Genomic DNA, 13,947 nt, shown 5'->3' with positions numbered 1-13,947 from the left:
ACTTTTTTTAAACATTATACAATTACTTATTAAAGAACCCTAAAGCATATTTTATCCCTTTTTCAATATCAGTTGTTTCGTATCCTACTAATTCCTCAAAGGTAATTTGTATTTTTACATTTTCTGGTTCGTAATAGCTGTCTAAATCAATATTCAAAAAAATTTATATGCATCAGCATTTACATTCGTTTCAATAATGTTGAAAGTTCGAATTGGATGTATGAACATAATCATTATTATGTTTGCATGAGCAACTTTCCTTTTCTTCCATATATTATTACATAGGGTGGAAGGGGGATATAGATATTGAATTGGGACAAATTAGGGTTCGTAATATGCAAACCAGACGCAGTATACTTAAATTTAGAACGAGAAATTCTGTCGTTTCTTGAGCGAAGAGGATTTCAAATTCTTGCCTGCAAATATGTGACGATTACACCGAATTTATGCCGGCGTTTATATTGGGATGAAAATAAGGAGTATTCTGAATGGTGGTGGGAATTAGAATCTGAATTCTTGAATTTAGGAGAAAGTTTATGTGTGTTGGTTCAAGGTACACCACAACCACCGTACAAATCGGTTTCCGAGCTGATTGAAAAAAAGTGGAAGGGAAACTTCAAGCCTGAAAAAGCAAAGAAAGGAACGATACGATGTACGTTTGGAGCAATGAATGGGATATTTAATCTATTTCACTCTGCAGATTGTACAAACGCAGTGAAACGGGAAGCATCATTGTTTTTTACAGCTGAAGAGATAGAACAATTAGCATGTGAAAATGCTTCATTCGTACTTAAGCAAAAAGAAGCGAGCAATCTTGATGTTATAGATATATACTTTCGTATCAAACGGCAATGTATACGAGTTTCATCCATGCATATGAAAGTAAAGAAAAGATATATAAGTTTTCTTGATAAGAAACAACGTCAGGCCATGAGTGTAAGCAAGTCAATGAAGCAGCTTTGGTTGTATAATACCTTGCAGGAGGAATATCGGATGTTTTACATGTACATTGGCAAAGACAAATTACTAGAGTGTATAACTAACAACAAAAATTTTAAAAGAATAAACTACAATATACTATTTCAAGCATTCGATAAGGCCGGTTTAAAACTTGCAAAATGGGAAACCTGTTTGTTTAAAACGACAATGTTAAGTTTTACATAAAAACCTTCAGTACACTGAAGGTTTTTATGTCGGTGCGATCATTCATGAAAAAAATCCTAAAGCGTATTTTACTCCTTCATGAATATCAGTTGTTTCGTATCCTGCTAATTCTTCAAAGGTAATTTTCATTTTTACTTTTTCTAATTCGTAACCACTGTCTAAATCAATATCCAATAGAACTTCATATCCATCAGCAGTAGCATTCGTTTCAATAATGTTGAAAGTTTGAATCGACGTACCTGTTTCATACTCGATTGATTCTGAAAAATCTGACATAGAAAACACCACCTCTTCTTTTTCAATCCTAATATTTTAGATATAATTGACTTAATAGCTTCCCATACGATAAAACATCTGTGGGTCTTTCAATAGCTTAACCATGCCAGCTTCTGATATTCATTAAGCATTCTGATATATGTTTAGAATAAAAAAGTGTAGTAAAGGTAAACATTAAAGGCATAAATAGAATTCAGATAGTTTTTTCTAAATTAATTGACAATTAGCGTTGCGTTGGAATAAAATAACTGTTAATAAAAGTATACAAATCTGATGACGAGAAAGAGTAAAATATATCGCTGTTCCCCAGAGAGCCGGTGCTTTGCTGAAAGCCGGTGTTCGGTTTATATTTGAAAATCATCTCCGAGGAGTCGAACTGAACATAGTAAGTTCGAACGGTTGTCTACCGTTACAAGGAACGCGTATGATTGTACGTTGCTGAGTGCTATTGATTGAACGGTTAATCAATAGAAGTAGGGTGGTAGCGCGGGTAAACCCGTCCCTAATGATAGGGACGGGTTTTTTGTGTACTTTTAATTATTTCATAAGGAGTGATTGTAGATGAAGAAGGTAGATGTGAAAGAATTAGCTGTAAGGAGAGAAGCGCGAATTCGTAAGCAATGGAATGAACAGGATACCTTTATACAATCGATTCGAAATCGTGAAGGTGCACAATCTTTCGTTTTTTATGAAGGACCGCCAACTGCGAATGGTCTTCCGCATGTCGGTCATGCGCTAGGACGGACAATTAAGGACTTGGTCGCAAGGTATAAAACGATGACAGGATATAAAGTGCTGCGCAAAGCCGGATGGGATACACATGGATTACCGGTGGAATTAGGAGTTGAAAAACAGCTTGGTATTTCTGGTAAACATGATATTGAAAAGTACGGTGTCGAAGCATTTCTTGCAAAGTGTAAAGAGAGTGTATTTACGTATGAAAAGCAGTGGCGTGAGTTTACAGAGAGTATTGGCTATTGGGTTGACATGGATGCGCCGTATATCACGCTAGATAATTCTTATATCGAAAGCGTTTGGCATATTCTTGGAACAATTCATGAAAAAGGGTTGCTATATAAAGGGCACCGCGTTTCTCCTTATTGCCCAAGCTGCCAAACATCATTAAGCTCGCATGAAGTCGCGCAAGGATATAAAACAGTGAAGGATTTAAGTGCAACAGTTAAATTTCAGATTGCAGGTCGAGAAAACGAGTATGTTCTCGGATGGACAACAACTCCGTGGACGCTTCCGGCTAATGTAGCATTAGCGGTTCATCCAGAGATGGAATATGTCCGAGCGGAGCAGGGAGAAAATGTTTATATTGTTGCGAAAGAGTTAGCGAAAGATATACTGCAGCAAGAGTATAAAATGTTATCTGTTCACAAGGGAAGTGAATTAATAGGGCTTTCTTATGCGCCGCCATTTCAGTTTGCGGAAGTTGCAAATGGTCATTGTATTGTGAGTGCTGATTTTGTCACTGCACATAGCGGTACAGGGATTGTGCATATCGCGCCTGCTTACGGGGAAGATGATTATAAAGTTGTCCAAGAACATGGTTTATCATTTGTGAATGTTGTAAACGAGAAAGGAGAATACACATCTGACGTTCCTTTTTTACAAGGGAAATTTGTAAAAGAGTGTGATGTTGATATTGTTCGCTATTTAGCTGAGCATGGTCTTCTTTATCATAAAGAGAAATATGAGCATAGTTATCCGCATTGTTGGCGCTGTGATTCACCGCTACTTTATTATGCAAATGAAAGTTGGTTCATTCGAACGACTACTTTAAAAGAGAACTTTTTACAAAATAATAATGAAGTAACATGGCACCCAGAGCATATTCAACATGGCCGGTTCGGTAATTTTTTAGAAAATATGGTTGATTGGAATATTAGCCGAAACAGGTATTGGGGAACGCCGCTTAATGTGTGGGAATGCGAAGCTTGTCATCATCAATTTGCACCGAAAAGCATTGAAGGGCTAAGACGTTATGCAACTGACGCTGTAGATGAAAAAATTGAACTGCATAAGCCATATGTGGATGAAGTAAAAGTAAAATGTTCTAAATGCGGCGAAACGATGAAGCGGACGCCGGAAGTTATTGATGTTTGGTTTGATAGCGGTTCGATGCCATTTGCACAGTATCATTATCCATTTGAAAATAAGAAGTTATTTGAAGAACAATTTCCAGCGGATGTTATTGCTGAAGGAATTGATCAGACGCGCGGATGGTTTTATAGCTTACTTGCGGTGTCTACACTGTACACTGGCAGAGCACCATATAAGCGTGTGTTATCACTTGGACATGTGTTAGATGAAAATGGACAAAAGATGTCAAAAAGTAAAGGGAATGCGTTAGACCCAGTAGATTTAGTAGAGAAATTTGGAGCGGATGCGTTGCGGTGGGCCCTTCTTGTAGATAGTGCTCCGTGGAATCCGAAGCGATTTTCAGAACGAACTGTACAAGAAGCAAAGTCGAAGCTAGTAGATACGTTGTTAAATGTATATAGTTTTTATGTATTGTACGCGGATTTAGATGGATACAATCCAAAACAGGAATATAGTACAAAGAAAACAAAATTGGATGAATGGGTATTATCAAGATTGCATAGTACGATTCAAAAAGTGAGCGTGGCTTTAGAAGATTATCAATTTACAACAGCAGCTCGTGAAATAGCATTATTAGTTGAAGAAGTAAGCAATTGGTATGTAAGACGTTCCCGCAGTCGTTTTTGGGCATCAGGTATGAGTGCTGAAAAAGCAGCGGCATATGATACGCTACATGAAGTACTTGTGACAATTAGTAAGCTGCTTGCACCGTTTACACCATTTTTAGCAGAGGATATTCATTTAAATTTAGAAGGGAGCAGCGTTCATTTAACAGATTATCCAGTATTTGATGAAACGTTAATTCATGCACAGCTTGAAAAAGAGATGGCAGCTGTTTTACAAGTAGTGGAGCTCGGACGTAGCATTCGCAATCAACATACATTAAAAGTAAAACAGCCATTAGCAAAACTCGTTGTATTTGAGCATACGAAGCAAGAAATGGATTGGGATTCCTATAAAGAGATTGTAATGGATGAACTTAATGTGAAAGAAGTTACAGTCGAACATAGCGAAGCGGGTTATATGTCATATCGGTTAAAACTAAACTTTAAACAAGCAGGACCTAAATTCGGAAAGCAAATCAATACGGTAAGTAAGTGGCTGCAAAATTTATCTAGTGAAGAAGTAAAAGTGTTTATAAAGGATGAAAAGGGAGCATGTCAATTGTTGTCTGGAGAAGTTGTCACAGTAACATTAGACGATGTGTTTGTTGAAAAAGTGCCGAAAGCAGGATTTGCTGATGCTACGAACGGATTATATACTGTCATGATGGATACGAATGTAACGGATGAATTGCTGCAGGAGGGAATGGCACGAGAATTTATTCGTGCTGTGCAGGAATATCGAAAACAATTGAATTTACCAGTGAATTTGCGGGTAGACATTGAAGTTAATGGTGACGAAGAATTACAGTATGTAATAACGAAGTATAAGGCATTACTACAAGAAAATTTACTCATGAAACAATTACTATTTAATGAATCATTACAAAATGCAGAACAAGTTCAAGTAGGAAATAAGAAGGTATTGATTAATCTGAGAGCGAACGAAATATAAAGTGATAACCATCAGTAGGGGGCTTCATCCCCCGCCTATCTTCTTCGCCTTTCTCTGAATCTTGAGGTGGGGGTCTTACTGTCCGTTAATGCGGGATAAAATAAGAAAAAACAGAGTGTATGCTCTGTTTTTTCTTTTAAAACAATCATGAGAAAAAGATTGTACTTTATATAGGTTGTATGTAAAATCGTGAAGAGAGAATGGAGTGAAAAAATGCGAGATTTTGAGAAATTACGGGTATATGTAAAAAAGAAGGAATTTTTAAATGGTATATCAGAAATTCAAAAAGAAATTGAGGAAATAAGATCGAAAAAATCCCTTTCATACTTGAAAGAGTGGTTAGGCACAATTTCTTCAGAAGAAGATTTTTATACACTTATTCAATTGTTTGATGAAGGCTTGATGCCGTCTTATAGTAGATTTGTTGTGAGATATGCACATCGTCATTTTAATAGCTTTCGTACGCTTACTTGGTTTTGTGATGATTTAATTGATGAACGAAAATCATTAGATGCAGAGGATTTATTAAAAGAGGCATTACAAAAAGAAGGTACAACTGTTGAAAAAGAGCATCTTGCCAAAGCATATTTTGTATTGGCACGCTGCATACTTGAAATGCGCCGTTATGAAGAAGCATATACATATATGAAGAAAGCAGAAGAGTTAAGTGAGATTCCTATTTTTGATAAGTGGGGCTACTTTTATTTATTTAAAGGCGATTGGCTGAAAGCAGAAGAAGTGTTTCGAAAAGGAATGAATTGTGAGGAATGTGCAGATACATCAACATATTTATTTGCCGAGTTGCATTCCATGAAAGGAGAACATGAAAAATCCTTACAAATCATTACGGAAGCGATGAGGAAATTTCCACAAGTTCCGTTCTTTTATTTAGAAAAGGTGAAAAGATTATATGATAAAAAATCATATGATGAGTTGAGTCGAGTTTTACATGAAGTTCAAAAGTTGTTGCCATTTCATAGTTATCAATTGTATTTCTCACAAATATGGGCAGAAATCTATTATACGAAAGGTGATTGGACTGCTCTGCAAACATTGTTAGAAAGTGAGAATAGTTTAAAAGATTCACCTTATCATAACACACTACGATTTGATGAGAAAAAAGAAGTGATGCTACCGATTACACCTGTCGTGCAGAAAGATAATTATTGTGTGCCTGCAAGCATAGAAATGATATTGAAGCTTTTTGGAAAGCACGAAACGCAAGATGAAATTGCTAAGCATACTTTTGATGGAATAGGGTCGAAGTTGTCAAAAACAGTTGAATATGTAGAATCGATTGGTTATAAAAGTCGTTTCTTTGTAGGTACAGTGGACATGTATAAAAAATTTATCGATGCTAATGTTCCGATTTTGCTTAGTGTCGATATAGATCATGTTTCACATGTACAATTGTTAGTCGGTTATAACGATCAGTTGCAAGTTTTGTATATTCAAGATCCAAATTTTGCAGAGCGCATTCTTGTCACATATGAAGAATTTGCGAAGCAGTATTTAAATACAAATTATTTATCCATCGCGATTGTTCCAAAAGAGAAAAATGATCTCCTTTCTTCTTTATGTGAAGATGATGATTTGTATTTTCGTCGTATTTTTTCGTTAACAGATCAAATGGAATTTGCCGAACATGACGATGTGGAAGCTTTGTTAAAATTTTTACATGAGCATAAAGAAAATCCGTACACATGGCTATATACGATTAAGCATTTAGATTTACAGGATGGAAAGGAGTTTGTATATAGCTGTATCGAACGTGCTTTACATGCTTATCCGGAATCGGATTATGTGAAACTTCATGCCGCGCAATGCTTTGTGCGTATTGAAGAATTGGAACAAGCATATACAGTATTAGAACAGGTAAAGCATAAAATCGATAATCCATTCTATCACTTCATTCAAGGGCGCATTGCGATGGATGAATCTCGTTCTCACGATATGATTGCAAGTTTTCGTGCGTCGCTCCAACTAGATCCTGACCAGCCGGTAGCTTGGAGTTATATGGGAATTGGCTATATGTATTTAGATGATGTAGAAAAGGCTTTAAAGTACTCGTTCATTGCAGTGAGTCGCCACGAAGATCGTTTTGTTTTCATTAATCATGCCCTTATTTTAATGGATGCAGACCGGGACGAAGAAGCATATGATGTGTTTAATACGCTGCTAAAACAATATAAACGCGACGGATATGTATGGTGCGAACGTGCTAAGTGTGCTTATAAATTAGGAAAGTTAAGATCAGCAATCCGTGGACTTCGTATCGGTAAAGAATTAGATCAGCAGCTCCCGTTGCCATATATCATGTTAGCTGATATTTATGAAGCAGAACTAGACGATGAAAGAAAAGCAGAAGAGGTTTTACTTGAAGGAATGCAAAATGATGTTCAGTCAGCTGTATTATATGCGAAATTAGGAGATTTGTATTTAGAACGAGAGCAATATGAAAAAGCACAGAAAATGTATGAAACAGGGCTTCAATATGACAAGCAAGATGTGCCTTGTCATCTGGGGATAAGTGAAGTCTACATGAAACAAGGGAGCTATGAAGCTGGAAAACAATATATTTTTAGCTTGAAAGAACAGTTTGCTGAAGATAGTGACTTCCTTATTAATGCCGGGAAAATATTATGGAATGCGGCTATGGATCAAAATATAGAGCAAAGGGAAATAGAATCAGCTTTAACGATAACGGAAGAAGGAATTGTTTGTATACAAAATAATTTCCGAGATGCACTAGAAATATATGTAACGCAGCTGGAGGATACACCATTTTTACAAAGAGGGATTTCATTTTTAAATACTTTAGTTGAAAAAGATAGTAGTAATATAGATTATATATGCTATTTAGGCATATTACAGGAGTCAGCTGGAAGTTATATAAAAGCCATTCAGCTGTATGAGCGAGCGGCGCAGATGACTGAAGATACATTCCCTCATTTTAGGCTGGGAGAAGCATATAAAGCATTGGAGGAATGGAAAGAAGCAAAGAAGACTTATTTGAAATGTGTACAACGAGATTCTACGTTTGCTATTGCTCATTTGAAATTAGCTGAAATTTACTTTGTTGAGGAAGATATAGTAAAAGAGCAGCATCATATGTTTGAAGGCTGTAAATATGCACCTCTATTAGTAAATATGGAACATTTAGCAAATATATCAGTAAAAGTTGAGCGTCATGAGGAGCTGATTGCGGCTTTAAACAAAAAGAAAGGTATTGTTTCTGAATCATGGCGTTTGAATAGTCTTGCATATGTGTACGGTGCATCTGGTGATGGGCAGAAAGAACGTGTTTATGTAGAACAGGCGCTTGCACAGGAAAATGACCATGAAGAGATATTACATCATTATGCGAAAATATTACTTGCCGCACACGAAAAAGAAGGCTTACATGTTATTGAAAATCTTATTATGCAAAATGTTCACAATGAAGAAGTGTATGCAACGTATGTAGATGGGTTGCGAACGCAAAGAAAAAGTATAAGTGATAGTTTAGCTGATTTGAAAATATCAAATGAAGAAAAAAGCTCTGCGTTTATGTATGCAGCTTCTGCACTTGAACAAAAATTTATTAAACAGATGGAGCAGGAGGAACAAACAGGAGCATTTTTTACAAAAATGTATCGTCGTATTCGAAAGCGTGCACAAGATGTTCTTTCTATCACTTCTATTATTGATCTTTATGAAACTGCAATCCGCCTAGATCAGACAAACGACGCAGCAGTGCAGCGGTTTTCCCACTTTTATGTAAATGCTAATCTCATTGATGATGCACTAGAAGTATTGCGTAAGTCGCTCAAAAATCATTGGAATTATGAAGTTGCACATCAACTTGTTATGCTACTTTTAGAATATGCAAATGAAAATAGGACATGGCTGCAAGAAGCATTGTGTGAAACGGAACGCATTTTGCAAGAACGGCCGATGGACGCACCGATTCGAATGCTGCAGGGCACGATATTACTTGATTTACACAAGGAAGAAGAAGGGGAGCAAATTCTCCGCGCTTTAGCAGAGGATGTTCCGATGATCAGTGGTAGTTTTATGTATTTAGGTGCTCTTTACAATAAGCAAGAGCGTTACCGGGAAGCGATTGCTGTATTGGAGAAAGGTTTAGAGCATCACCCAGAAGAGGATGAACTATATATTGGGCTCGGTGTTTCTCATCATTTAAACGGTGATACGGAAAAAGCGTTACGGCTCATGAATGATGTATTATCGATTGACGAGTCCCATTTGAATGCAAGATATAATAAAGCATGCTATTTAGTTGTATTAAATCGAAATGAAGAAGCAATTGCTGAATTAGAGCGTGTACTGCAAGAAGATGAAAGCGGCTATTTTGCAGAAGTAATGGAGGACGATCCAGAGTTAAAAAGTATTAAAAAGTATGTGAAGCAGTATATTTGATATATGTGGGGAAAGTTTATAAATTAAAAGATGATATCGGATGAGTAGAAGGAGTAAGAGAGATAGTTCTTCTAATTACTTTTAAAAAAATAAAGAAAAACAACTTGCAATTCGTCATTCAAAAGGATAGAATATTCCGTAAATATAAAAAGCGATGAGCAGGAAAAGTACATCGTGACCTGATCTACAGAGAGCAATCGGTAGCTGAGAAGATTGCGATGCAGCGTGATGGAAAGACACCTGTGAGCGTTATTTTGAACGTGAACAACTAGTAAAAGTAAACGGCACCTACCGTTATCAGGCGAAAAGTGGTCAATGTGACAATTTGGGTGGTACCGCGGTTAAATCCGTCCCTTATATAGGGGCGGATTTTTGTATTCTTTGAAAGGAGGTGAGCGGCCGTGGATGATGATGATAACGATAATAATAAACATACAATCATACAATTAATAGTAGGAGGCGGAATGTATGAGTCAACAAACGAAGCGGTCGCTTATTAGCGAATGTACATCGCATGAAACAGTTGTGTTAAAAGGATGGGTGAAGAAAATTCGCCATCTCGGAAATATAAGCTTTTTATTACTCCGTGACCGAACAGGCGTCATGCAATGTGTACTTGAAAAAGAATGGGCTGGATATAAGGTAGAAGTAGAAAGTGTTGTGCAAGTTACAGGAAAAGTAATTGAGACAGATAAAACGGAACTTGGAGTAGAATTATTAGTTGAGGATGTACAGCTTCTAAACAGTACAGAGCCAATTCCATTTGAAGTGAATAAAAAGAAACTGCAAGTTGGTTTAGACCAAATGTTAAACTCTCGAACGTTGTCACTTCGACATGAACGAGTGCAAGCGATTTTTACAATTCAATCAATGCTTGCCCATGCTTTTAGCGAATATTTACTTCAAAATGATTTTACGAGAATTTTCACACCGAAAATTGTCTCACAAGGGGCGGAAGGCGGAGCAAACGTATTTCAGTTTCAATATTTTGAAAAAGATGCATACTTAGCACAATCACCGCAGTTTTATAAGCAGATGATGGTGGCGGGTGGATTAGAACGTGTTTTTGAAGTGGCACCTGTGTACCGTGCTGAACATCATAATTCATCTCGTCATTTAAACGAATACATTTCCTTAGACGTCGAACTTGCGTTTATTGAAGACTTTTATGAAGTAATGAAGCTTGAAACAGATGTACTTCGGTATATGTTTGAAAAAGTGCAGCAATGTTGTGCTAAGGAGTTGCAGTTGCTTCAAATTGACATACCAGTTATTACAGAAATTCCGAAATTAACGATTACGGAAGCACGAAGCATTTTACAAAGAGAGTATCGAAAAGAATCACCAATAGGCGATTTAGACTCAGAAGGAGAAAAACTGCTTGGAAAGTATGTAAAAGAAGTATATAATAGCGATTTCGTCTTTATCACCCATTACCCGAAAGAGACGCGCCCGATGTATACAATGCCAAATCAAGAGAATCCTTCTGTCACAGACTCATTTGATTTATTGTATAAAGGATTAGAAATTACATCAGGTGCGCAGCGCATTCATAATTATGATATGTTAGTTCGTTCTTTTGGAGAAAAGGGATTAAACGTAGAAAACTTCCAATCCTATATCGATACATTCCGCTATGGATGTCCGCCGCATGGTGGATTTGCGATTGGATTAGAACGACTTGTATATAAATTTTTAAATTTATCGAATGTTCGTGAAGCAAGCGCATTTCCAAGAGACTGTACGCGGTTAGTACCGTAATATATGAAATAATCCCCGGTTAATATGTAATACTGAATTTACAGTTATTGAAGTTTAGGTAGTGTTATTACACGACGACCTATGTTGTTTAACAATGCAATTTACTGGTGTATCAACGATTCGGTTGATGCACCTTTTTTTGTGGTTTATTACTATTTTTATTACTACTTTTAAACCTACATTATTTATGTTTATCACTACTTTATTACTACATTTGTTGAAGTCCTCATAAAAAAACATGTATACGTATGGAAAGGAAAAAAACAGCCCCGACTGGGGCTGTTAACATAAGGTTCGAAGGCGGAAGTCAATGTATCTTGTTTATTTAGGGGGTTCCGCCAACATTTAGCCGATTTATAAATTTAGGTAAATTCTATCGCCTAAAGCAATAAGCTTACTTCATATTTAGTTACGTTACATTCGTGGGGTTTAGCCCCCACACGATTAGCCCCCACCTCACACCCAAAAACAAGGAAAATAACGGAACCTGGTAATACACCCTTTATTGTGGGCAGGGTTGCACATATTTATAAAAAAATACGCTTGTCCAATCCATTATCATTCTCTAGCATTTAATATTACAAAGGGGGTGAGAACATGGGAAACAATGAAAAAATCACGTTTCGATTTGTAAAAGATGGAGAAGAAATTAATTTGGGAAATCTTGCTGATAAACAAAAAATTGTCATTGTCATTAATAATCAGATTACATTTGCACCGAATACAACACAAATTGCCAGTGGAGCCGGACAAAACAGTGCAGCAGGAAGTAATGCAGCAATCGATTCATCGAATACCAGACAGCAACAATCGGTGGGCGCTGGAGGCGAAGCGATAAATAAAGGAATTAGTGAGGATCAGATTGAGCCGCATAAAATGAAAAAAGAAAATTCGGATGAAGAGGTAGAATTTGTGCTTATCATCAATAATCAAATTAATGAAACTAGTGAGGAACAGGCTAGTGCTACTCAGGTGGCCAGTGGTGGTGGAGATGACAGTGCAGCGGGAACCAACGCTGCCATCGAAAGTTCTAATACCAAACAGCAACATGCAGTGGGAGGCGGAACGGATAGTTTGGCAAAAAACGCAGGTGAAGAAGGCGACCAAATAGAAGAAGGCGACCAAACAGAAAAAAACAAAAAATGCAAAAAACGCGATTAAAGAAAGAAAAAATCTGGATCTTTGGATCCAGATTTTTTTTGACACGGAAGTTTTTTTGAACGTTTAAGTGAAGATAATCCAGATTCTCAAAAAGAATTCTTTGAGGAAGCATATCTTCATTTAGGGAGTTTGAACTTTTAAAAACAGATAGAAATCTAAAACATGTTTATCGTCAATACATGCGTCTAACGAAAGCTGAGCTGGTAGTCCGTTTGATAGAAGCTGAGCGATACATCGCGGAAGAAAATAATAAATATCTATCAGATTTATTTAAGAACTACGAAGGATAAAAGTCGTGATAAAACCATAGGTTGTCGTAATAAAAAAGTAGCAGTGTGTCGTAATAAAAGGAGTGGATTCCCCACTCCTTTCTTTTTTTTCTATAATTGTTAAACAGCATAGGTCGTCGTAAAAGAATACTACCTAAACTTCACTTTTTATATTTTTCAGTAAAATAGTGTACCGGGGATTTGTTATGAGACTCTATTTTCAATTCGTAACCGAAATAATCCACAATATCCAATGGGCACCTGGTACAAAAAGTACTTGGGCAAGTAATGTTCCTAAAAACCTGGAAATCATGAGCCATCCATACATTTTTCCCATTGTTTCTGCTCCGTTCTCTTTTTGGAGAGCTCGTTCGGTTAATAGAGCGATTCGTGGGTCTAATAGTACAGTTAATAAGATTGTTGCAAATCCGTTAACGAGACCAGAAGCCGTACTTGCATTCGTTGCGTAGGCTGGATTTAAAAAAGAGGCGTATAAAGCAGAAAGAACACCTGCTGTATAAATAGCAGTAGCAAACATATTAATGAGCATAATTCGCTTTGGGATACCGCCAACTCGCATCCGATGAATCATTTCCAATTTTGGAAAACGGACATATTTTTTTGTGTATTTTAGTTTTTGAATGTTATTTGTTTTCATCATGCGAATGAAAGAACCGTCTGTTTCAAAGTTTTTAATCACATAGCTAAATAGTTTTGTCAGAGTCGGATACAAAAAGATGGCTAGTAATGTACCGATGGAAGCGGCTAATAAAATAAGACGAATAGTTCCTTCTAAATTGATAGAAGCGTCTTGCTTTGCTTGATCGACGATACCGCCAAGCAAAAAAGCTTGCAGTAAGTTAGATGTTCTCGCAACAAGTAACACGATTCCAACTACAGATAAGGAAACAGCAATCTTTTTTAAGCGAATGCCTGCAAGGCGGATACTATAAGAACTTGTTTCTACTGCATGAATGATAACTGTAAAAACTACTATAAAAATTAATTTTGTTGTCATATGTATTCACCATCTATTACAAATTGGAAAATAAATCTAATCATACATGATGAGAAGGGTTTTGTACATCTTGATTTTTTGTTAGGTGGCGGCTTGTGGGTAGTTTGTTAACAGAATATTTACATTTGAATAATTGTTTTGTAAAATAGTGAAGATTGTGGCTAGGATGGTAAGGGGATGGGGATGAAAATATATTACAGTAACCGAGCG

7 protein-coding genes and 2 other annotated features are annotated in these 13,947 nt (G+C 36.6%); of the genes, 5 read left to right on the top strand and 2 right to left on the bottom strand.

Going from position 1 to position 13,947, the window contains the following annotated elements; translation table 11 throughout:
- Window positions 1–306: 306 nt before the first annotated feature.
- The gene (locus tag ACTDJC_RS12930; RefSeq protein ID WP_440603620.1) at window positions 307–1,164 is read left to right on the top strand and encodes a nucleoside-diphosphate kinase; all 858 of its coding nucleotides are present in this window, start codon (window positions 307–309) and stop codon (window positions 1,162–1,164) included.
- 42 nt (window positions 1,165–1,206) lie between these two features.
- Here ACTDJC_RS12930 and ACTDJC_RS12925 read toward each other — a convergent pair whose 3' ends face one another.
- The gene (locus ACTDJC_RS12925) at window positions 1,207–1,440 is read right to left on the bottom strand and encodes a hypothetical protein (protein WP_098311086.1); all 234 of its coding nucleotides are present in this window, start codon (window positions 1,438–1,440) and stop codon (window positions 1,207–1,209) included.
- Between the two features lie 264 nt (window positions 1,441–1,704).
- Window positions 1,705–1,947, top strand: a binding site (T-box leader).
- A 54-nt stretch (window positions 1,948–2,001) separates the two neighbouring features.
- Between ACTDJC_RS12925 and ileS the strand changes: the two genes are divergently transcribed.
- From ileS to ACTDJC_RS12905, 4 genes are all read left to right on the top strand, one after another.
- Entirely contained in the window at window positions 2,002–5,106 is a 3,105-nt protein-coding gene (ileS, locus tag ACTDJC_RS12920; RefSeq protein ID WP_440603619.1) for an isoleucine--tRNA ligase, read from the top strand.
- A gap of 213 nt (window positions 5,107–5,319) precedes the next feature.
- Window positions 5,320–9,528: a tetratricopeptide repeat protein gene (locus tag ACTDJC_RS12915; protein WP_440603618.1), complete on the top strand. Its 4,209-nt coding sequence runs from the start codon at window positions 5,320–5,322 to the stop codon at window positions 9,526–9,528.
- A 145-nt stretch (window positions 9,529–9,673) separates the two neighbouring features.
- Window positions 9,674–9,886 (top strand) — a binding site (T-box leader).
- A gap of 110 nt (window positions 9,887–9,996) precedes the next feature.
- Window positions 9,997–11,289 carry an aspartate--tRNA(Asn) ligase gene (gene aspS / locus ACTDJC_RS12910; protein ID WP_098311083.1) on the top strand — a complete coding sequence of 431 codons (1,293 nt, stop codon included), beginning with the start codon at window positions 9,997–9,999 and terminating at the stop codon, window positions 11,287–11,289.
- Window positions 11,290–11,886: 597 nt separating this feature from the next.
- Entirely contained in the window at window positions 11,887–12,450 is a 564-nt protein-coding gene (locus tag ACTDJC_RS12905; protein WP_098311082.1) for a hypothetical protein, read from the top strand.
- Between the two features lie 489 nt (window positions 12,451–12,939).
- Here the strand turns inward: ACTDJC_RS12905 and ACTDJC_RS12900 are convergent, their stop codons facing one another.
- Window positions 12,940–13,737, bottom strand: a complete 798-nt coding sequence (locus ACTDJC_RS12900; protein WP_098311081.1) for a lipid II flippase Amj family protein — start codon at window positions 13,735–13,737, stop codon at window positions 12,940–12,942.
- Window positions 13,738–13,947 lie beyond the last annotated feature (210 nt).

It is taken from the genome of Bacillus sp. GB_SG_008, assembly GCF_052038115.1.
Classification (GTDB): Bacteria; Bacillota; Bacilli; order Bacillales; family Bacillaceae_G; genus Bacillus_A; species Bacillus_A rhizoplanae.
Note: the sequence above shows the minus strand (reverse complement) of the source record. Positions and strands in the feature narration are given on the sequence as shown.

Excerpts from the sequence above, each read along its gene's own strand:
- ileS (WP_440603619.1), top strand. The coding sequence starts at position 2,002 with ATGAAGAAGGTAGATGTGAAAGAATTAGCTGTAAGGAGAGAAGCGCGA.
- aspS (WP_098311083.1), top strand. The coding sequence starts at position 9,997 with ATGAGTCAACAAACGAAGCGGTCGCTTATTAGCGAATGTACATCGCAT.
- ACTDJC_RS12915 (WP_440603618.1), top strand. The coding sequence starts at position 5,320 with ATGCGAGATTTTGAGAAATTACGGGTATATGTAAAAAAGAAGGAATTT.
- ACTDJC_RS12900 (WP_098311081.1), bottom strand. The coding sequence starts at position 13,737 with ATGACAACAAAATTAATTTTTATAGTAGTTTTTACAGTTATCATTCAT.
- ACTDJC_RS12925 (WP_098311086.1), bottom strand. The coding sequence starts at position 1,440 with ATGTCAGATTTTTCAGAATCAATCGAGTATGAAACAGGTACGTCGATT.
- ACTDJC_RS12905 (WP_098311082.1), top strand. The coding sequence starts at position 11,887 with ATGGGAAACAATGAAAAAATCACGTTTCGATTTGTAAAAGATGGAGAA.